Raw genomic sequence first — 20,652 nt, forward strand, 5'->3', positions numbered from 1 at the left:
ATATTTTTTTATTAAGGGAACGGCGCCCACCGAGATCTACACACTGCGTATCGTCGGCAGCGTCAGGTGTGTATAAGGGACAGGGAATCCGCCGGGCGTGCGCGGCGGCGGCCCGGTCAGCGCGCGCAGCCGCGCCGCCAGCGCGGCATCGCCGGGCAGCCGCGCGAGGCCATCGCGCAGCGCCGCCACCGCCTCCGCCCGGCGATCGAGCGCCACCAGCGCATCCACCCAGCCCAGCAGCGCGTCCTGCCGCGCGGGATGGGCCTGCACCAGGCGGCGGAACATGCGCTCCGCCTGCGCGGCGCGGCCGCCCAGCAGGACCGTCCGCGCATGCCATTCCTGCACCTGGGGGTTCGCCGGCAGGCGCGATGCGGCGCGCTGCGCCATCCCCATCGCCTCGGGCAGGGCGCCGCGGGCGGCCAGCACGGCGCTGAGCCCGAACAACGCCTGGCCGGCGCGCGCATCGCGCGCCAGCACGGCGCGGAACACCGCCTCCGCCTCGGCCTGGCGGGCCGGGCCGGCGGCGTTCAACAGATGGCCGTAGTGGCAGCCCAGGTCGATGTCGTCGGGCAAGGCAGCATGGCCCGCGGCGGCGGCCGCCAGCGCATCCTGGGCGCGGCCCTGCGCCGCCAGGGCGAGGCTGAGCCCCAGCTGCAGGTCGGCCGCCTGCGGCCGCAGGTCGATGGCGCGGCGGAAGGTCGCCTCGGCATCGGCGGGGGCGCCGGCGGCCAGCAGCAGGTGCGCCGCGCGGCCGACGCGTGCGCCCGCGCGAGGCGACAGGTCGGCCAGCGTCCGGCAGGCCTCGGCGGCTTCGGCCGAGCGGCCCAGCGCGATCAGCCGCAACGCGCGGTCGGCCAGCGAATCGGCGCGTTCGTAGCGCAGCACGGCGGGCGCCACGCCCAGTTCGCCGGCGCGCGTCCACAGCGCCTCCGCCAGGCGGGCGTGGCCGCGGCCGAAGGCGGCGCGCGCCATCAGGCGGAACCAGTGGCCGGATTTCGCGCGGCGTTCGCGCAGCACGGCGCGCATCGCCACGGCATCGCCATCCAGCGCGGCGGCCAGCATCGCCTCCAGCGTCTCGGTGCCGGCCAGCAGCCAGATGGCGGCGTGGCCGGACAGCGGGGCGCGCAGCAGGTGGGCCGCGCCGGCATCGGCGGCCAGCCGCGCATTGCGCCAGTCGATCGTGTCGTAGGGGTCGGCGATCACCGCCGCGAAGGGCGCCATGTCGGCGGCACGGATCCGCATGTCACGGTGCAGTTGCGGGCGGTGGAAGCGATGGAAGCGGCCGTCCCAGGGCACGTCGCCGGGCGCGATGCTGGCTTGCGGCGCCACCGCGATGGTGCTGCACGCCCCCAGCAGCGCGGCATGCTTCAGCGCCCCATGCGCCCCCATGCTGTAGCCATACGTCACCGCGCGCGGCTTCAGGACCTGGCGGATGGCGTCGGACGCCGCTTCCATCGAGGCCCGGGGGAACCAGTTCTCCCGCTTGGCGACGATGCCGACGGTGTCGAGGCCGAGCTTGGTCGCCGCCTCCTCCCCCCAGAAGACCTTGCCGTCGGGGCGGAAGGTAAGGTCCGAGAAGGTCACGAGGCTGTGCGCCGAGGGACCGGGCTTGTGGATGACCACGATCTCCCGGTCGCGGAAGATCACCTGCCGCGGGTCGGGGGCCGGCTTGCGCCGTCGCGCGGGGCGGGCCGGTGGCGGCATCAGCGCCGCGCCGCTTCCTCGGGCGTCAGCAGGCGCAGGGCCAGGGCATGCAGGCCGCCGGCGAATTCACCGGCCAGCACGTCGTGCACGGCGCGCGATCGCGCGACGCGGGATTGCCCGGCGAAGGCGGCGGCGACGATGGTCACGCTGTAGTGCGTCTGCCCGCCCGGACGGGCACCGGCATGGCCGGCGTGGCTGGCGCTGTCGTCCTGCACGGTGATCTCGGCCGGCGCGAAGGCGGCGTGCAAGGTGTCGCGGATGCGGGTGGCGCGGCTGTGGTCCATGCGCGGTTTTCGATCCTCGGGCGCGCGCTGCCAAGGGGGTGTCTCACGGCTTGCGGGAAGTGCCGCTGCCTCCCATAACGTCGGGATGCGAAAGGGTGGCAGGAAGGTCGAGCCGGATCCCGAGGACGCCGGCGTGCCGGCGCATGCCTGCGAACACCCCGGCTGCACCGAACCCGGCCTGTTCCGTGCCCCGCGCGACCGATCGCTGCGCCATTTCCTGTGGTTCTGCCTGCCCCATGTGCGCGACTACAACAAGGCGTGGGACTACTACAAAGGCATGGCGCCCAACGAGATCGAGGCGCATCTGCGCGACGATACCGCCTGGCAGCGCCCGACCTGGCCGCTCGGGCGCCTGGGTGGCGCCGGGCGCTTCGATGCCGAGATCCTGCGCGACCCGCTCGGCGTGCTGAACGGCGAAGCGCCCACCGCCCGGCGCCGCCCGCGCGACGTGGTCGAGGTACCACCCGAATTGCGCGCCGCGCTCGAACTCATGGACCTGTCCTGGCCGCTCGACCAGGTCGAGCTGCGCACGCGCTACAAGGACCTGGCGAAGCGCTACCACCCGGATGCCACCGGGGGGGACCGCGCCGCCGAGGACCGGCTGAAGGACATCAACCGGGCCTATAGCCTGCTCAAGCGCCGCGTGCCGGCGCGCGGGCGCGTGGCGGCCGAACCTGCCGGTGCGCCCGCCGGGTAGCCGGATCGCCCGCGCGCCCCTAGTATGACACCCGACAGTGACGGAACCGGACTGCAGATGAACAAGGTCGCCCAAATCTCCGAAATCCGCCCGACCTCGGCGATCGACGCGCCGGACATCAAGGTGAAGGCGCGCGAGGCCTTCGGCCTCGACATCGACCTTGAGGTCCCCGGCTATTCGATCCGCACCGAACACGTGCCGGAGATCGACAGCACCTATCGCTTCGACAAGGAGACCACGCTCGCGATCGTGGCGGGCTTTGCCTACAACCGCCGCGTGATGATCCAGGGCTATCACGGCACCGGGAAATCCACGCATATCGAGCAGGTGGCGGCGCGGCTGAACTGGCCCTGCATCCGCGTCAACCTCGACAGCCACATCTCGCGCATCGACCTGATCGGCAAGGACGCGATCGTCCTGAAGGACGGCAAGCAGGTCACCGAATTCCGCGAGGGCATCCTGCCCTGGGCGCTGCAGCACCCCTGCGCGCTGGTCTTCGACGAATACGATGCCGGCCGCCCGGACGTGATGTTCGTGATCCAGCGTGTTCTGGAAGTCGAGGGCAAGCTGACGCTGCTCGACCAGAACAAGGTGATCCGGCCGAACCCGAATTTCCGCCTGTTCGCCACCGCGAACACGGTGGGCCTGGGCGACACCACCGGCCTGTACCACGGCACGCAGCAGATCAATCAGGGCCAGATGGACCGCTGGTCGATCGTGGCGACGCTGAACTACCTGCCGCACAAGATGGAGACCGAGATCGTCCTCGCGAAGATGGGCAAGGAAGGCGACGCCAAGGCCAAGAAGCAGGTCGAGGCGATGGTCGCGCTGGCCGACCTGACGCGCGCGGGCTTCATCGCGGGTGACATCAGCACGGTGATGTCGCCGCGCACCGTCATCACCTGGGCGGAGAATGCGCGCATCTTCGGCGATGTCGGCTTCGCCTTCCGCCTCACCTTCCTCAACAAGTGCGACGAGGCGGAGCGCGCGACGGTGGCGGAATACTACCAGCGCTGCTTCAACGAGGAAGTCTCGACGGGGTTGTTGAAGAAGGCCGGCTGACGGCGCGCCGCCGGGGGCCGGAGATTCTGTCGCCGGCACGCAGTAACGCAGACGGCCGCCCTGACGACGCCGCCCCACCGCGCCGCAGGCGGAGGGGCGAGGCCCGGATGGGTCCGGCCGTGACGAACGCAGTAACGTAGAAGGCCGTCCTGATGACGGAGCCCCGCAGGCGCGCAGCGCCGAGGAGCGAAGTCTGAGTCAGGCCGGCCCGCCGAAGCGCAGCGGAGGCCAAACTTCATGTCCGGCAAGCAGGACCTGACGCGGCAGGAAGAATTCAAGCGCGCCACCGCCGGCGCGTTGCGCGCCATCGCGCATGCCGATCCGGAAGTTCAGGTGGCCTTCCAGCCCGGCCCCTCCGGCGTGGCCGGCAAGCGCGTGCGCCTGCCGCTGCCCACGCGCGCGCTGCCGCCCGCCGAGATGGCCAAGCTGCGCGGTGCCGCCGATGCCGCGGCCCTGCGCCTGCGCCACCACGATGAATCCCTGCACGCCCAGCGCATCCCCGGCCGGCGCGAGGCGCGCGAGGTGTTCGACGCGCTGGAGCAGGTGCGCGTCGAGACCGTCGGCTCCAAGCACATGTCGGGTGTGGCCGCCAACCTGCGCGCCAAGCTGACCGAGGAATGCGAGGCCGAGGGCTACGACCGCATGACGCGGAAGGACCAGCTCCCGCTGCCTGCCGCGCTGGCGATGATCGCGCGCGAGAAGCTGACCGGCGACGCCGCGCCGGCGATCGCGCATCGCGTGCTCGACCTGTGGCGCGACACGCTGGGCGACAAGGCCGACGAGGCACTGGCCGAGATGGCGACCAGCGCCGACGACCAGGCCGCCTTCGCCCGCGCCGCGCGCAAGCTGCTGACCGCGCTCGACCTGGCCGAGGCCGAGGTGGAAGCCGAATCCGAGCAGCAGGACGAGGAAGGCGACGAGGGCGGCGAGAGCACCCCCCAGCAGGACCAGTCCGGCGAGGGCCAGTCGTCCTCCGAGCAGGAGGACCAGATGCTCGGCGCCCAGCCCGAGCAGATGCAGGGCGAGGCGTCGGACGAGGAAGGCGAGGAGACCGAGGAGGATGGTGCGGCGGCCGATGGCGACGACAAGCCCGGCGGCCCGCAGCAGCGCCGCGAGGTGCCGCAGGTCGATGACACCACGCGCTACCACGCCTTCACCACGCAGTTCGACGAGACGGTCTCCGCCGACGACCTCTGCGACCCGGATGAATTGAACCGGCTGCGCCAGCAGCTCGACCAGCAGCTGTCGCATCTGCAGGGCGTGGTATCGAAGCTGGCGAACCGGCTGCAGCGCCGGCTGCTGGCGCAGCAGCAGCGCGCCTGGGAATTCGACCTCGAGGAAGGGATGCTGGATGCCGCGCGGCTGACGCGCGTGGTGACCAACCCGATGCACGCGCTGTCCTACAAGCGGGAGCGCGACACCGATTTCCGCGACACCGTCGTCTCCCTGCTGATCGACAATTCGGGGTCGATGCGCGGGCGGCCGATCACGGTGGCGGCGATGTGCTGCGACATCCTGGCGCGCACGCTCGAGCGTTGCTCGGTGAAGGTCGAGATCCTGGGCTTCACCACGCGCGCCTGGAAGGGCGGGCAGTCGCGCGAGCGCTGGGTGCAGGAGGGCAAGCCGCGCAACCCCGGGCGCCTGAACGACCTGCGCCACGTGGTCTACAAGGCGGCCGATGCGCCATGGCGCCGTGCGCGCAAGAATCTCGGGCTGATGCTGCGCGAGGGGCTGCTCAAGGAAAACATCGACGGCGAGGCGCTGGAATGGGCCTACAAGCGGCTGCTGCCGCGCCCGGAACATCGCCGCATCCTGATGGTGATCAGCGATGGCGCGCCGGTCGATGACAGCACGCTGTCGGTCAACCCGGGCAACTACCTGGAACGCCACCTGCGGAAGGTCATCCACGAGATCGAGGGCCGCAACCAGGTCGAGCTGATCGCCATCGGCATCGGGCATGACGTGACGCGGTACTATCGCCGCGCGGTCACCATCGTGGATGCGGAGGAACTCGGCGGCACCATGATGAAGAAGCTGGCCGAACTGTTCGACGAGGATGCCGCGGAGGCTTGGCAGCGTGCGGCAGCGGAGCGCGGGCCGGTCCTGGTGTGATGCGCCAAGGCGCACCGCCAGGCTGCGTGGTTCCGCACGCCCGCGGCGCGACTCAGCGCCCCGGTGCCGACCGCGGACCCGTTCTGGTGTGACGCGCCGGCCGCGGGCGCCGGCGCCCTGACGCGCCGCGCCTTCCTCGCCGCAGGCGCGCTGCTCACCGCCTGCACGTGCGCGCCCTTGGCGGCCAGCCAGGCCGGCACCCGCCTGCCGCCCATTCCGCTGGACGGCCGGCTGCGCAGCCTCGGCGGCTTCGAGATCGACGCCGCGCGCATCGGCGCAGCGAACCTCTCCGGCATCCACCTGGACGACGACCTGGTCGCGACCATGGTCGACGATCGCGGCCGCTGGGCGCAGGCGCGCATCGAACTGCATGACGGGCGCGCGCATCGGCTGCTGCCCATCGCCGCCGGGCCGCTGCGCGACGGCGCCGGCCGCCCCTTGCCGCGCGGGCGTTCGGCCGATGCGGAATCCATCACGCGGCTGCCCGATGGCACCTGGCTGGTCGGCTACGAACGCTGGCACCGCATCCGCGCCTATCGGCAACTTGATGGTCCCGGCGCCTATGTGGATGCGCCGCCGGGGCTCGACCGCGCACCGATCAATGGCGGGCTGGAGGGGCTGACGCTGCTGGCCGATGGCCGGCTGCTGGCGCTGACCGAGGAACTGCCCGCGCCCGGCCAGCCCGCGCTGCGCCAGGGCTGGATCGGCCGGCCCGGGCGCTGGATGCCCGTGGCCTGGCAGCCCGAACCCGGCTTCGTGCCCACCGATGTCGCGGGCCTGCCCGATGGCGGCGCGCTGGTGCTGGAACGCCGCTTCACCTGGCTGACCGGCTTCGCGGCGCGGGTCGCGGTGCTGCCGGCGGCGATGCTGCGCGCCGCGCGCGAGGGCAGCGTGCTGCGCGGCGAAACCGTCCTGCGCCTCGATGGCGACCCGCTGCCCGCCGAGAACTGGGAAGGCGTGGCCGCCGCGCGCCATGGCGGGCGCACCATCGTCGCGCTGGTGGCGGACGACAACGGCAGCGCGATCCAGCGCAGCCTGATGCTGCTGTTCGAATGGCGCGGCTGATGCGGCGCCTCAGCCCGGCTCGCCCTCGACCGGGTTGGCCCCGCAGGCACGCATGAAGACCAGCACGTCGTGCGCGGCCTGCTTCACCGCCTCCTCATCCGTGCCCTTCGCGACCACCGCCACGCCGCCGCCACCGGTCCGGTAATAGGGGTAGGAGCCGAGATCGAGGTCGGGATAGCGCGCCTGGATCACCGCCAGCCCCTCGGCGATGCGCCCTTCCATCAACCCGTTCGCGTGCACCGCGGCCGAGACCACCGGCGGCCCGCCCTTCAGCGTCGGCGCAAGTGCTTCGAACATCGCCTGCATGATGCGCGGCACGCCGGCCATCACGTGGACATTGCCCATGGTGAAGCCCGGCGCGATCGAGATGATGTTGTCGATCAGCGCGGCCCCGCGCGGCATCGTCGCCATGCGCTGGCGCGCCGTGTTGAACTCGCCCGGCGGGGATTGCCGCGCATAGTGGGATTCGAGCCGCCGCCAGGCCTCCGGCTGCGGTTCCCATGGCACGCCGAAGGCTTCCGCGACGCATTCGCTGGTGATGTCGTCATGCGTCGGGCCGATGCCGCCGGTGGTGAAGACATGGTCATGCTTCGCGCGCACCTCGTTCAGCGTGGCGACGATGGTGGCGCGCACATCCGGGATCACGCGCACCTCGCGCAGCGGGATGCCGATCTCGCCCAGCCGCGTCGCGATGAACTTCAGGTTGGCATCCTGCGTACGGCCCGAGAGCACCTCGTTGCCGATGATGAGCAGGCAGGCGGTCGGGCTGGGCATGGCGCGGTTCCTCCGGATGGCAGGGTAGAGCAGATCCCGATCCGAGGCAGTCCTCTCGTTCGGTGACGCTGCGCGCGGGATCGAGGCTACGCAGGCGTGCGGACGCGCAACCACGCGCGCCGGCGGCCCTGGTCGCGCCGCCGGTCAGCCCGCCGGCCGGCGCAGCGCGATGTCGTACAGCGCCTCGCCGCCCAGCGAGAGGTAGGCGACCGGCCAGCCCTCGGCGGCGAGGAACTCGCAGACCGCCTGGTGCACCCCGAAGACGCCGAAGCCCGGCCGGACGATCCGCGCGAAGTCGTTGAACACCAGCAGGCCGCCGGGCTTCACGCGGCCCTTGGCGGCCGCGATGTCGGCCACCACCGCCGCATAGCCGTGGTCGGCGTCGACATAGATCCAGTCGAAATCCGCCGCCGCCGAGGCGCCGAGATAGCCCGTGGTCGTCGTCTCGTGCCGCCGCACCACGGGATGGCCCAGCACATCCGGCGCGCAGAGCGCGAAGGACACGTCGACCAGGTGCAGTTCGTCCGGCTGCACGATATCGAGGATCAGCCGCGCGAAATCGCCGCGATAGGTGCCGAGCTCGCAGACCCGCCCGCCCTTGGGCAGTCGCCGCAGCAGCTCCCCGCGGTCGGTCAGCAGCACGCAGCCCTCGAGCTGCGGCTGCGGGATGGCCGGGGCGGGCGGCGGTGGCGGCTGGAAGGCGAGTCGCGCCAGCCTCCCGACCATCTTGACCCGTTCCGGCAGCAGGCGACGCAGCGCAAGCTGCGCGCGATAGGCGGGCCCGGCGGTCATCGGCGGGGCGGGGCTGGGGCGCGGCGCATGGCGGCGGGCGGCATCCTGGCGGCGCCGGGAAAAGCCCCGGACCGGAGGGCGCTTATGGCGCGACCGCGGGATTGCGGCCAGGGGGCGCGCCGCGCAGGGGCGGGCGGGGCGCGCACCGCCGCGGCGCGCAGGGCGGGCAGGGCGCGCGCCGGGCGGGATGATTGCCAGGGGTCGGACGCTGCCATATAGCGATTCTGCGGTACCGGGGGGGACCGACCGGGCGGGCCTGGCCTGCCGGGGCACGCAAGCAGATCGAACAGGTCCTGTCCCCCAGGCATCGACGACCCACGGCGCCGCCCCGCCGCCGGTTCGTCCATCGCGGGGCGCCTTAGGACACGCCATGCGCCCGTCCCTCTCCGAGCTGTTCCTGGCCCATGACGGCCGAGTCTCCGACAAGTGGGAGCAGTACCTCGCGATCTACGACCGCGAGCTCGCGCGCTTCCGCGATGCCGCCGGACCGGTGCGGCTGCTCGAGATCGGGGTGCAGAACGGCGGGTCGCTCGAACTCTGGTCGAAATACCTGCCGCCGGGATCGAGCGTGGTCGGCATGGACATCGACCCGCGCTGCGGCGCGCTGACCTTCGCGGGCGACATCACCGTGCTGGTCGGCGATGCGGCGGACCCGGCGACGCTCGACCGCCTGCTGGGCGACCGCGGCTTCGACATCATCATCGACGACGGGTCGCATGTCAGCCGCGACATCATCGCCACCTTCGAGGCCTGCTTCCCGCGCCTCGCGCCCGGCGGGCTGTTCCTGATCGAGGACCTGCACGCGAGCTACTGGGCCTCCCATGGCGGCGGGTTCCGCGCCGAGGGCGCGGCGGTCGAATGGCTGAAGGGCCTGGTCGATGCGCTGCATGCCGACCACCTGGAGCCCACGGTGGACGGCGCGATGCGCTCGGGGCTGTTGGCGCTGAACCAGCAGGTCGCGCGCGTCGCGTTCTACGACTCGGTCGCGGTGGTCGAGAAACTGCCGCAGGTGAAGGCGGCGCCGTGGCGCCGGATCATGGGCGGCATGAACGCGGCGGTGGAGGATTCGCTGCCGATCCTGCTGCCCGTCGCGGCGGCGCGGAACGAGCAGGTGCTGCTCACGCCGGTGCGCGCCGAATCGGTGAATGGCGCGCGGCAGTCGGGCGTGGCGGATGCGGACGCCGAGCGGCAGCGCCATGCGCAGGCCGAGGCGCGGCTGGCGGCGCGCGTCGAGGAGCTCGAGCGGAGCCTCGCCGACCAGGCTGCGGTGCTGCAGCGCCTGTCGACCATCGAGGACAGCACGATCTGGCGCGCGACGGCGCCCTATCGTCGCCTCATGGGCCTGTTCGGCGCCCGGCGCGGCTGACCGCGCGGGCGCCGCGCGCGGGGCCGTGCCGCGCGTCGCCGGGCCCGGTCGTCGCGCTGTAGCGCGCCCGTATCGTCGCGCCGCAGCGCGCCCGCGTCAGGCCGGGACGCCGTGTGCGGCGAGCGCATCCAGGATGACGCGGCCATGGCGTTCGGGTGCATAGGCATCGTTGGCCATGTCGGCCGCCTTGGCGGCGATGCGCGGCAACGCGTCGATACGGGCCACGACCTCGCGCAGGATGACCGGCCAGGCCTGGGCGGCAGCCAGGAAGCCGGTCTCGTCGTGGCGGATCGATGCCGCGAGGGTGCTGGTGGGGGAGGCGACGCTGACCGTGCCGACCACGGCCGCCTCGAAATACTTCAGTTCCGACTTGCAGTTGGTGAACAGGTTGTCCTGCAGCGGGACGATGTTGACCTCCACCTCGGCGACCAGGCGCTGGAGGTTGAGGAAGTCCTGCAGTGGAAAAACATCGATGCGCTCGCGCAGCCCGGACAGCGGCCCGCCGGGTTCCAGGAATCCCACCAGGCGCAGGCGGATGCGCGGATCCTCGTGCATCAGCTCGGCGATGGCGCCGCGCACGATCGCGAAGTCGCGGTTGTGGGTCGGCGTGCCGCTGAAATACCCGACATGGATGGTGCGGTCGCGCGCGAAGCCGCCGGCCTGCTTGGCCGCGAGGATCCTGCGCGAGAAGGCCGCCTGCGCCGTGTTCAGGAAGTTCGGCACCACCGCGGCGGCGATGCCGGCGAAGTCGTGGATGCGCGCGGCGAGCGTCGCATTGGTGGTGATGGCGCCGTCGCATAGCCGCAACGCCGCGCCCAGGCGTCCGATATAGCCGAACCAGTGGTCCCACGCCGCCTCGCTCGGCCGCTGGTCCAGCGTTTCGAGCACCAGCTGCACATGCCGGACATCGAAGACCAGGTCATCGACGTCGAACAGCACCGGTACGCCGCGCGCGCGCGCCTGGGCCACCAGCGCGGCGATGCCATCGCTGTAGCGCGTGCGGCAGAGCACCAGCACGTCCGCGCGGTCGAGCACGCCCGGCATCGCGCCCAGGTCGTCGCGGCAGAACCAGGCCGCCGCGGCGCCGACATGCTCCAGCGCCTCGATCATGTTGTGGACGCGGTAGCGGAAGGTGCTGGTGTCGGGTCGCTCGTAGAAATAGGCGATGCGCGGGCGCCCGCGGCCGAGCTGCGCCTGGCGCGCGGCGAAGGGCAGGTCCCATGGCGGCGCGAAGGGCACCTCGCCCGGCACGTTCAGGTACATGGTCAGCGCCCCGCGACGGCAACGAGGCGTTCGAGCACCGGGGCGAAGGCCGCCTCCCAGTCGCGCGCGATCGTGCCGGACGCTGCATTGGCGGCGCGGCGCGGCGCATCCTGCGCGAGCGCCACGCCCGCCCGCAGCCCGTCGAGCAGCCCGGCGACCGACGGGTCAGCGCAGATGATGTTGGCCGACAGCGCCGAGAGATCCTGCTTGCGCCCGTGCCGGCTGGTCACCACCACCGCGCCGGAGGCCGCGAGGTCGAGCGGCGGGTAGCTCGGATGCGGGGTGGACATCAGGCACAGCCCGAGGTCGGTGCTGCGCACCAGCGCCGCATAGTCGTGCCACGGCAGCCCCTGGTGGATGACGGGACGCACCTGCCCGGGCAGCGTGATGGCCGGGATGTCCTTGCCGGCGAAATGGAATTCCCACTCCGCGGGGTCGAGCACGCCCTCGATGATCGCGGCCGAGATCACCTCCATCCCGCGCAGGAACAGGTTCCGCGCATTGTTCGGCCGGGCATAGAAGAAGAAGCGCCGCCGCGTGCCGCCCGGCCGCGGTTGCGCGAAATAGATGCGCGCGGGGAAGGCGGGCTCGAAGGCGATCGATCCCTCGCCGGCGCCGCGCAGCCCATCGGCGATGAAGTGGTCGCGCAGCATGGATGTGTTGACGACGACCGCCGGGCGCGGGTCGTCCAGCGTCTCGGCGCAGCGCAGCTGTTCGTCGCCGGCCGGGTAGAACATCCGCTCATCTTCCTGCAGCAGGTAGATGATCCGTTCCGGCCGCACCGACGCCAGGGCGGACCGCGTCGTCCACCACGATGTCGTCAGCAGCAGGTCGGTATCGCTCAGCGGCAGCGCGCGCCCGGCGACGCTGTCATTCACCAGCATGAATTCGACATTGGCGTCGTAGGGGATGCCCAGCGCGGTCACGACATCGCCGAAATTGCCCGGCACCGGTTCCTCGTTGCGGGTCGCGACGCGCAGCGGCACATCGAGCCGGCGGGCCAGCAGGCAGGCCAGCGCGATGGCGGTGCCGACGCCGCCGAACAGGCTGCCCGCGGCGATGCTGTCGGTCACCAGCGTCAGGCGCCGCGCGCCGCCGGCCTGCGGGAAGACCGGCAGCGGCGCCAGCGCGGGGAAGCGGCGCAGCACCAGTTCCTCGGCCGTAACGGGGGCTCGAAAGCCGAAAAAACCCGCCGCGGCGCTGCCGCGGCTATCCCGGAGATAGAGCGACCGCAACCTGCGCCACGGGCCAGGAATGTATCGTTCGCCTGCCAGGGTGAGGCGATGCCAACCAGGCATTCGCTTGACCGAATTACCCAGCGAGACGATGAGCGATTCCGTATTGCGGTTCGTCGGTGGTGAGGGTGACATCGCCTGTGAAGACTCCGGCTCATCGTACTGTCATCGACGGCTCCGCCGCCTTCCTGCGGCGGGCGCGCCGTGGCAACACGCGTGCCTTACTGGAACCGGCAAGCACGATCCAGCCTTGCGATGCGCACATGCCGTGGGAACGCTGGACCATTCATATCGTTGCGAGCCCTGTCATGTTGTATCGCGACGCGCGGCAATAGGGCGATGGTCATGAAGAAGCCGACTGACATTCATGCGAATTCGCCCGGGCTCGCTCGCTGGCGTCACGGGCTGAACCCGATCCTGGCTGCGCTCGGCGGGACCACAGCATGGACGACTGCCGTGCAAATATTGTGCCAACCAAAAGTTGCGGGCCGCATCCTTCATCGGGTCGGCTCCCTGGTCTACGACCACACCGTGGTAAGCGTGCTCGATGCCCTCGACGCCAGGCGTGAACGCGCCGACCCCATCTTGCGGATGGAGCCCGGCGACTACCCCGCGCTCGATGCGCGCTCCATCGCGCTCCTCGTTCAGTTCAGCCCCGACGGCTCACTTAGCACCATGGTCCGCCACCAGATCGAGACTTATCGCGAACTCGGCTTCGCGGTGGTGCTGGTGTCCAACAGCCCCGCCTTCCCTGAGCCGGCCTGGCACGCGGCCCGGCAGGCCGCCGCGCTCGTCGTTCATCGACGCAACGAGGGCCTGGACTTCGGTGCCTGGAAAGACCTGCTGCCGGTGGCGCTGGCGCGCTGGCCGGCGGCGGAGGAAGTACTGCTGGTCAATGATAGCGTGCTGGGCCCTATCCGTCCGGTCGCGCCGATCATCAACGCGGTTCGCGCCGCGGGTCCTGGCGTATTCGGGTTGCTCGAGAGCCTTCAAGGCGGACCGCACTTGCAATCCTGGTTCACGCTCGTGCGCGGACGCCCCGCGATCACGGACCTGGCGGCGTGCCTCGCGACGTTCAGACTAAGCCGATCGAAGTGGAAGATCGTCCAGCGTGGGGAATTGCGCCTTGCGCGAACCATGCGCGCAGCCGGCCATCGCGTCGCGGCGTGGTACCGCTACGAAGACCTTCTGCAGGCCGCGCTCGCCGACCCGGCTGAGCACGCCTACCTCGTCCGCGCCCTGCCGGCTTTGCTCGATGGCGCCGATCCCGCCCGCCAGCAGGCCATCCTGGCCGCATGGCCGCTCAACCCGGCGCATCATCTCTGGCGCGTGCTGACCGGCCCCGCCGGCTGCCCCTTCATCAAGACCGAGCTGGTCCGGCGCAACCCCGGCCGGTTGCCCGAGGTCGAGACCTGGCCCGAGCTGGTGCCGGCCGATTCGCCCTGCCCGGTCCCCATGCTGCGGGCCCATCTGGCGATGCTCGGACCCTAGTGCAGGCCCTGGCCACGCGAAATCGCCGGATCGGGCGCAGCTGGTCGCGAAAACAGAAGGCCGGAGACGCTGCCGTGAGCCGAGGCGAAGGGCAGCGGCGCCGGCGCAGTGACCCCGGCCGCTTTCGCCTTCCCTGCGTCGATGTTACGGACCGGCGTCGAGCCCGCCTGATCGGAGAAGGTAGCCCATGCCCGAACCCCGCAAGGTCGCCCTGGTCACCGGCATCACCGGGCAGGACGGCTCCTACCTGGCCGAGCTGCTGCTCGCGAAGGGCTACGTGGTGCACGGCATCAAGCGCCGGTCGTCGTCCTTCAACACCGGGCGGGTCGACCACCTGTACCAGGATCGCCACGATCCGGACGTGGCGTTCTACCTGCACTACGGCGACCTGACGGATGCCACCAACCTGATCCGCATCCTGGCCGAGGTGAAGCCGGACGAGATCTACAACCTCGGCGCCCAGTCCCATGTCGCGGTGTCGTTCGAAACGCCGGAATACACCGCCAATTCGGATGCGATCGGCACGCTGCGGCTGCTCGAGGCCATCCGCATCCTGGGCATGGACAAGACGGCGCGCTTCTACCAGGCCTCGACCAGCGAATTGTACGGCAAGGCGCAGGCCGTGCCGCAGGACGAGACAACGCCCTTCTACCCGCGCAGCCCCTATGCCGCCGCCAAGCTCTATGCCTACTGGATCACCGTGAACTACCGCGAGGCCTATGGCCTGCACGCGTCGAACGGCGTGCTGTTCAACCACGAGAGCCCGCGCCGCGGGGAGACCTTCGTCACCCGCAAGATCACCCGCGCCGTCGCCGCCATCCACCTGGGCCGGCAGGACTGCCTGTGGCTCGGCAACCTCGATGCCCGGCGCGACTGGGGCCATGCGAAGGATTTCGTCGAGGGCATGTGGCGCATCCTCCAGCAGGACACGCCGGACGACTACGTGCTCGCGACCGGGGTGACGCATACCGTGCGCCATTTCTGCGACCTGGCCTTCGCCGAGGCCGGCATCGCGCTGGACTGGCGCGGCACCGGGGTCGAGGAGGTGGGCGTGTGCCGCGCCACCGGCCGCACGCTGGTGCGCGTCGACCCCGAATACTTCCGCCCGACCGAGGTCGACCTGCTGATCGGCAATGCGGCCAAGGCGCAGCGCAAGCTGGGCTGGACGCATACCGTGGGCCTGCCCGAGCTGGTGCACGAGATGGTCGCCTCCGACATCGACGTGTTGCGCAACGAGACGGCGGGCGCGCCCGAACATCGCCCGCATGGCTGAGGCGCCGGAGGTCTTCGCGCTCCGCGGCGCGCGCGTCTATGTCTCGGGGCATCGCGGCATGGTGGGCTCGGCCTGCGCGCGGCGCCTGGCGGCGGCGGGGGCGGAGGTGCTGACCGCCGACCGCGCGCAGGTGGACCTGCGCCGGCAGGACCAGGTCGAGGCCTTCATGGCGGCCGCCAGGCCCGACGCCGTGGTGGTCGCCGCCGCGCGGGTCGGCGGCATCCTGGCGAACGACACGCTGCCGGCGGAATTCCTCTACGACAACCTGATGATCGAGGCGAACCTGATCGAGGCGGCGCATCGCTGCGACGTGAACCGCCTGCTGTTCCTGGGTTCGTCCTGCATCTACCCCAAGCGGGCGGCGAACCCGATCGCCGAGGATGCGCTGCTGACCGGCCCGCTGGAGCCGACCAACCAGTGGTACGCCATCGCCAAGATCGCCGGCATCAAGCTGTGCCAGGCCTATCGGCGGCAATACGGGCGCGACTACATCGCCGCCATGCCGTGCAACCTGTATGGCCCCGGCGACTACTTCCACCCCGAGCACAGCCATGTCATCCCGGCGCTGCTGCAGCGCTTCCACGCGGCGGCGCGGGCGGGGACGGAGGTCGTGACCTGCTGGGGCTCGGGCAAGCCGCGGCGGGAGTTCATGCATGTCGACGACCTGGCGGATGCCTGCGCCTTCCTGCTGGCCCGGTATTCCGGCGAAGGGCACCTCAATATCGGCACCGGCAGCGACATCAGCATCGCCGAGCTGGCGCGCCATGTCGCGCGCATCACCGGCTTCGCCGGCCGCATCGCCTGGGACCAGGCCAAGCCCGACGGCACGCTGCTGAAGCGCATGGACGTGTCGCGGATCGCCGCGCTGGGCTGGCAGGCGCGGATCGGGTTCGACGAGGGGCTGGCGGGCACCTATCGCTGGTTCCTCGACCAGACGTCGTTGCGCCGGTGACCGGCCTGCATGGCCGGCGGCGCCCGGATCTTGCCTTGATCCTCGATGATAGATCGCGGCACATGCTGCGGTTGCGCCAGCAGACCCGTTCCACCCCCGATGCCCGGACCCCCTCATGCCCCTCCTGATCACCGGCGGCCTTGGCTTCATTGGCTCGGCGGTCGTCCGCCGCCTGCTGTCCACGACCGACGAGGCGGTGGTGAACCTCGACTGCCAGACCTATGCCGCGAGCCCCGCCAGCCTGGGGGATTGGCTGGCGCACCCGCGCCACATCCTGGTGAAGGCGGATATCTGCGACGCCGCGGCGGTGCGCGCGGCCTTCGCGCAGCACCGGCCCTCGCGCGTGATGCACCTGGCGGCGGAATCGCATGTGGATCGGTCGATTGACGGCCCGGCCGCCTTCATCCAGACCAACGTGGTCGGCACCCAGGTGCTGCTGGAGGCGGCGCGCGAATACTGGGCGTCGCTGGAAGGCGCCGCGAAGGACGCCTTCCGCTTCCACCACGTCTCGACCGACGAGGTGTTCGGCTCGCTGGAATCGCGTGACGAACCGCCCTTCGACGAACATACGCGCTATGACCCGCGCAGCCCGTATTCGGCATCGAAGGCCGCGTCGGACCACCTGGTGCGGGCCTGGCAGCACACCTACGGCATGCCGACCTTCGTCTCGAACACGACGAACAACTACGGGCCGTGGCAATTCCCCGAGAAGCTGATCCCGCTGGTGGCGCTGAACGCGCTCGAGGGCCGGCCGCTGCCGGTCTATGGCGACGGCTCCAACATCCGCGACTGGATCCATGTCGAGGACCACGCCGAGGCGCTGTGCCTCGCGCTGTTCCGCGGCGTGCCCGGCGCCACCTATTGCCTGGGGCCGCGCCAGGAACGCACCAACCTTGAAGTGGTGCGCGCGATCTGCGCGACGCTGGACAGGCTGCGCCCCGATCCCGCCGGCCCGCGCGAGCGCCTCATCACCTATGTCCGCGATCGCCCCGGCCATGATTTCCGCTACGCCATGGACCCGTCCGGCGCCGAGGCGGCGCTGGGCTGGCGCGCGAAGCATGATTTCGAAAGCGGGCTGGAGCAGACCATCGCCTGGTACCTGGCGAACGAAGCCTGGTGGCGGCCGATCCGCGAAAAGCGTTATGCCGGGCAGCGGCTGGGCGGGGTGGCGGCATGAAGGGGATTCTGCTCGCGGGCGGCTCGGGCACGCGCCTGCACCCGATGACGCTGGCGGCGTCCAAGCAGCTGCTGCCGGTCTATGACAAGCCGATGGTGTACTATCCGCTCGGCACGCTGATGCTGGCGGGCATCCGCGACATCCTGCTGATCTCGACCCCCACGGACCTGCCGAATTTCCAGCGCCTGCTGGGCGATGGCAGCCAGTTCGGCGTGTCCATCGCCTATGCCGAGCAGCCGCGGCCCGAGGGCATCGCCCAGGCCTTCCAGATCGGCGCGGACTGGATCGGCGGGCAGCCCTGTGCGCTGGCACTTGGCGACAACATCATCTATGGCGACGGGCTGTCGGTGCAGTTGCAGGCGGCGGCCAGGCGCGCGGAACAGGGCGAGGCGACGGTCTTCGGCTATCGCGTGGCCGACCCGGAGCGCTACGGCGTGGCGGAATTCGACGCGACCGGCCGCGTGCTGTCCATCGAGGAAAAGCCCGCCCAGCCGAAATCCGACTGGGCCGTCATCGGGCTGTATTTCTACGACCAGCGCGTGACGCAGATCGCCCGCGACCTGGCACCCTCGGCGCGTGGGGAATTGGAGATCACCGACCTCAACAAGGTCTATCTGGGCCTGAACGCGCTGCGGGCCGAGCAGATGGGCCGCGGCTGCGCCTGGCTCGATGCCGGCACGCCGGGCTCGCTGCTCCAGGCCGCGCTGTTCGTGCAGACCGTGCAGGACCGCCAGGGGCTGCAGGTCGGCTGCCCGGAGGAGATCGCCTACCGCATGGGCTTCATCGACGCGGCCGGGCTGCGGGCGCGCGCCGATGCGCTCGGCAAGACCGCCTATGGCGCCTATCTGCGCGAACTGGCGGAAGGGCGCCACGCGTGAAGGTCGAACGCCTGGCCATCCCCGATGTGCTGCTGATCGAACCCGCCCGCCACGGCGATGCCCGCGGCTTCTTCAGCGAGGTCTGGTCGCGCGCCAGCTTCGCGAAGCACGGGCTCGACATCGACTTCGTGCAGGACAACCACGCCTTCTCGGCGGCGCCGATGGTGCTGCGCGGGCTGCATTTCCAGCGCCCGCCCTCCGCCCAGGGCAAGCTGGTGCGCGTGGCGCGCGGCGCCATCCTGGATGTCGCGGTGGATATCCGCGAGGGCTCGGCCACCTACGGGCAGCATGTCGCGGTGGAACTGACCGCCGCCAACTGGCAACAGCTCTGGGTGCCGCGCGGCTTCGCGCATGGCTATTGCACGCTGCTGCCGGATACCGAGGTGCTCTACAAGACCGACGCGCCGTATGACCGCGCGGCGGATGGCGGCATCGCGTGGAACGATCCGGCCTTCGGCATCGCCTGGCCGGCCGGCACGCCCATCCTGTCCGACAAGGACCGCGACGCGCCGCGGCTGGCCGACATTCCCGCCCCCTTCCCCAAGGGGTCCTGGTGATGCGCCGCATCCTGGTCACCGGCCGCGGCGGGCAGCTCGCGACCGGGCTGGAGGCCGCGCTGCCGGCGCAGGGCTTCGAAGCCTTCCTGTTCGGCCAGCCGGAATTCGAATTCGACCAGCCGGACACCATCGCCGCCGCCTTCGCCGCGGCGCGGCCCGACGCGGTGGTGAACTGCGCCGCCTGGACCGCCGTCGATGCCGCCGAGGAGCAGGAAGCCGCCGCCTTCATGGCGAATGCCATCGGCCCGGCGCTGGTGGCGCGGCATTGCGCCGCGCTGGGCATCCCGCTGGTGCAGGTCTCGACCGACTACGTCTTCGACGGGCGCAAGGGCGCGCCCTATGTCGAGGACGACGCGCCGAACCCGCTCGGTGCCTATGGCCGCACCAAGCTGGCCGGGGAATGGGCGGCGCTCGCCACCAACCCGCGGACCATCGTGATGCGGACCGCCTGGGTCTATTCGCCGGTGGGCAACAACTTCCTGCGGACCATGCTGCGGGTCGGCGCCGAACGGCCGGTGCTGCGCGTGGTGGCCGACCAGCAGGGCAGCCCGACCGCCGCACCCGACCTGGCCGATGCGATCGCCGGCGTGCTGGCGCGCGTGCGCGACGGCGGCTGGCAGGACCAGCACCGCGGCGTGTTCCACGCGGTGTCGGGCGGCTTCACCACTTGGCACGCCTTCGCGCGGGCCATCTTCGACGCCGCCGCGCCGCTCGGCGGCCCGCGGCCCGAGGTGCAGGCCATCACCACCGCGGACTACCCGACCCGCGCGGCCCGGCCGGCGGATGGCAGGCTCGACACGTCGCGGCTCGCCACCACCTTCGGTGTCGCGTTGCCGCGCTGGGAACAGGGGCTGGACAGGGTGACCAAGGCATTGCTTGTACCGTGACCGGCTGGCGCCTGCGGGTGGTCGGCCTGCTGGCGGCCCTGCTGCCGGCCTGCGGCATGGCCGAGACCGCCCCCGCCTGCCCGCCTGTCGCCGTCGCGCCGATCGTCGCACCGGTCTTCGCCGCGGCGGTGGCGCGTGGCGGGGAGGTGCGGATCGTCGCGCTCGGGTCCTCCTCGACCGCCGGCGCCGGGGCCAGCCTGCCCTGGCGCGCCTATCCGGGCCGGCTGGAAGCGCGCCTGCGCGCCGCGCTGCCCGGCCCGGCCGTCACCGTGATGAACCGCGGCGCCGGCGGCGAGGATGCCGCCCATATGCTCGGCCGGATGGAACGCGATGCCATCGCGGAACGGCCGGACCTGGTCATCTGGCAGGTCGGCGCCAATGCCGCGTTGCGCGGCATGGACCGCGAATCGTTCCGCCGATTCCTGCGCGAGGGCCTGGTGCGCCTGCGGACTGCCGGCATCGATGTGGTGCTGATGGACAACCAGCGCGCCCCGCGCATCGCCGCACGGCCAGGCCACCGCGACTACGACGCCATGCTGGCCGAGGCCGCCGCCGGCGTGCCCGGCGTCACGCTGTTCTCGCGCGGGGCGGTCATGGATGCCTGGGCGGCGGCCGGGGTGCCGAACGACGCCCTGCTGATCTCCGATGGGCTGCACCACAACGACCGTGGCTATGCCTGCATCGCCGAGGCGCTGTCGGCCGCCCTGGTGGCCGGGCTGCCGGCGCGCCGCATGGAAGCGGGGCGCTGAAAGACCGCCAGCGAATGCAGGTCCCCTCCCCCGGCCGACCACCCCTGCGGGATATCGCCATGGGGTGGCCCGGTGCGGGCCAGAGCCGGTGGCGGACGCCAGACTGCGCCGTTCGGCGCAATCCCGAACGGTCGCGGAGCCGCCCCCCGGGCATGGCCGGCGCCAGGGCTGCTCACGGCGCGTCATCGCAATGTTTCCACCCGGAGAATCATCGAGGCATGCAATGATTATTGCGTTGCACCGAATGCATAACCCTCCTGCGAAATGGAAACCTTGGATTCCGTTGGTCAGCCGGAGCAAAATGGCGTCTTACAAGTTCGTGAAATTGTCGATG

18 protein-coding genes are annotated in these 20,652 nt (G+C 71.2%); 13 read left to right on the forward strand and 5 right to left on the reverse strand.

The window, feature by feature from the left end:
• Window positions 1-1,703 precede the first annotated feature (1,703 nt).
• A complete protein-coding gene (locus LQ222_RS08825) occupies window positions 1,704-1,988 on the reverse strand; it encodes a BolA family transcriptional regulator (protein WP_230165862.1) in 285 nt (94 codons plus the stop codon).
• Window positions 1,989-2,121: 133 nt separating this feature from the next.
• On the opposite strand from LQ222_RS08825, the gene LQ222_RS08830 reads away from it, so the two are divergent.
• The 4 genes from LQ222_RS08830 (at window position 2,122) to LQ222_RS08845 (ending at window position 6,924) form a co-directional block, all read left to right on the forward strand.
• A complete protein-coding gene (locus LQ222_RS08830) occupies window positions 2,122-2,685 on the forward strand; it encodes a J domain-containing protein (protein ID WP_230165863.1) in 564 nt (187 codons plus the stop codon).
• A gap of 57 nt (window positions 2,686-2,742) precedes the next feature.
• Window positions 2,743-3,747, forward strand: coding sequence for a cobaltochelatase subunit CobS (gene cobS, locus LQ222_RS08835; RefSeq protein WP_230165865.1), 1,005 nt, complete (start codon window positions 2,743-2,745; stop codon window positions 3,745-3,747).
• A gap of 237 nt (window positions 3,748-3,984) precedes the next feature.
• Complete coding sequence (gene cobT / locus LQ222_RS08840) at window positions 3,985-5,859, forward strand: cobaltochelatase subunit CobT (RefSeq protein WP_230165867.1); 1,875 nt, start codon at window positions 3,985-3,987, stop codon at window positions 5,857-5,859.
• A gap of 177 nt (window positions 5,860-6,036) precedes the next feature.
• The gene (locus LQ222_RS08845) at window positions 6,037-6,924 is read left to right on the forward strand and encodes an esterase-like activity of phytase family protein (protein ID WP_230165869.1); all 888 of its coding nucleotides are present in this window, start codon (window positions 6,037-6,039) and stop codon (window positions 6,922-6,924) included.
• A 9-nt stretch (window positions 6,925-6,933) separates the two neighbouring features.
• On the opposite strand, the gene LQ222_RS08850 is transcribed toward LQ222_RS08845, so the two are convergent.
• On the reverse strand, window positions 6,934-7,698 hold the full coding sequence (locus LQ222_RS08850) for a molybdopterin-binding protein (protein ID WP_230165870.1): 765 nt from the start codon (window positions 7,696-7,698) through the stop codon (window positions 6,934-6,936).
• Window positions 7,699-7,842: 144 nt separating this feature from the next.
• Window positions 7,843-8,490 carry a class I SAM-dependent methyltransferase gene (locus LQ222_RS08855; RefSeq protein WP_230165872.1) on the reverse strand — a complete coding sequence of 216 codons (648 nt, stop codon included), beginning with the start codon at window positions 8,488-8,490 and terminating at the stop codon, window positions 7,843-7,845.
• 370 nt (window positions 8,491-8,860) lie between these two features.
• Here LQ222_RS08855 and LQ222_RS08860 point away from each other — a divergent pair, with 370 nt between their 5' ends.
• A complete protein-coding gene (locus LQ222_RS08860) occupies window positions 8,861-9,856 on the forward strand; it encodes a class I SAM-dependent methyltransferase (protein WP_230165873.1) in 996 nt (331 codons plus the stop codon).
• Between the two features lie 96 nt (window positions 9,857-9,952).
• Here the strand turns inward: LQ222_RS08860 and LQ222_RS08865 are convergent, their stop codons facing one another.
• Both LQ222_RS08865 and LQ222_RS08870 read right to left on the reverse strand, forming a co-directional pair.
• Window positions 9,953-11,119, reverse strand: coding sequence for a hypothetical protein (locus LQ222_RS08865; RefSeq protein WP_230165874.1), 1,167 nt, complete (start codon window positions 11,117-11,119; stop codon window positions 9,953-9,955).
• 2 nt (window positions 11,120-11,121) lie between these two features.
• Window positions 11,122-12,267: a hypothetical protein gene (locus LQ222_RS08870; RefSeq protein WP_230165875.1), complete on the reverse strand. Its 1,146-nt coding sequence runs from the start codon at window positions 12,265-12,267 to the stop codon at window positions 11,122-11,124.
• 432 nt (window positions 12,268-12,699) lie between these two features.
• Here LQ222_RS08870 and LQ222_RS08875 point away from each other — a divergent pair, with 432 nt between their 5' ends.
• The 8 genes from LQ222_RS08875 (at window position 12,700) to LQ222_RS08910 (ending at window position 20,318) form a co-directional block, all read left to right on the forward strand.
• Entirely contained in the window at window positions 12,700-13,845 is a 1,146-nt protein-coding gene (locus tag LQ222_RS08875; protein ID WP_230165876.1) for a hypothetical protein, read from the forward strand.
• Window positions 13,846-14,032: 187 nt separating this feature from the next.
• Window positions 14,033-15,118: a GDP-mannose 4,6-dehydratase gene (gene gmd, locus LQ222_RS08880; protein ID WP_230165877.1), complete on the forward strand. Its 1,086-nt coding sequence runs from the start codon at window positions 14,033-14,035 to the stop codon at window positions 15,116-15,118.
• Window positions 15,111-16,070, forward strand: a complete 960-nt coding sequence (locus LQ222_RS08885; RefSeq protein ID WP_230165878.1) for a GDP-L-fucose synthase — start codon at window positions 15,111-15,113, stop codon at window positions 16,068-16,070. Before gmd ends, LQ222_RS08885 begins: the two co-directional genes overlap by 8 nt.
• Window positions 16,071-16,185: 115 nt before the next feature.
• Window positions 16,186-17,247 (forward strand): dTDP-glucose 4,6-dehydratase, encoded by a 1,062-nt coding sequence (gene rfbB / locus LQ222_RS08890; protein ID WP_230165880.1) that lies wholly within the window; start codon window positions 16,186-16,188, stop codon window positions 17,245-17,247.
• Entirely contained in the window at window positions 17,244-18,125 is an 882-nt protein-coding gene (gene rfbA, locus LQ222_RS08895; RefSeq protein ID WP_230165882.1) for a glucose-1-phosphate thymidylyltransferase RfbA, read from the forward strand. Before rfbB ends, rfbA begins: the two co-directional genes overlap by 4 nt.
• Window positions 18,122-18,682 (forward strand): dTDP-4-dehydrorhamnose 3,5-epimerase, encoded by a 561-nt coding sequence (rfbC, locus tag LQ222_RS08900; RefSeq protein ID WP_230165884.1) that lies wholly within the window; start codon window positions 18,122-18,124, stop codon window positions 18,680-18,682. Before rfbA ends, rfbC begins: the two co-directional genes overlap by 4 nt.
• A complete protein-coding gene (rfbD, locus tag LQ222_RS08905; protein ID WP_308071579.1) occupies window positions 18,682-19,569 on the forward strand; it encodes a dTDP-4-dehydrorhamnose reductase in 888 nt (295 codons plus the stop codon). The genes rfbC and rfbD overlap by 1 nt, the downstream gene beginning before the upstream one ends.
• Window positions 19,566-20,318, forward strand: coding sequence for an SGNH/GDSL hydrolase family protein (locus LQ222_RS08910; protein ID WP_230165886.1), 753 nt, complete (start codon window positions 19,566-19,568; stop codon window positions 20,316-20,318). Before rfbD ends, LQ222_RS08910 begins: the two co-directional genes overlap by 4 nt.
• The last annotated feature ends 334 nt before the right edge of the window (window positions 20,319-20,652 follow it).

The organism is Roseomonas sp. CECT 9278 (assembly GCF_918698155.1).
Lineage (GTDB): Bacteria > Pseudomonadota > Alphaproteobacteria > Acetobacterales > Acetobacteraceae > Neoroseomonas.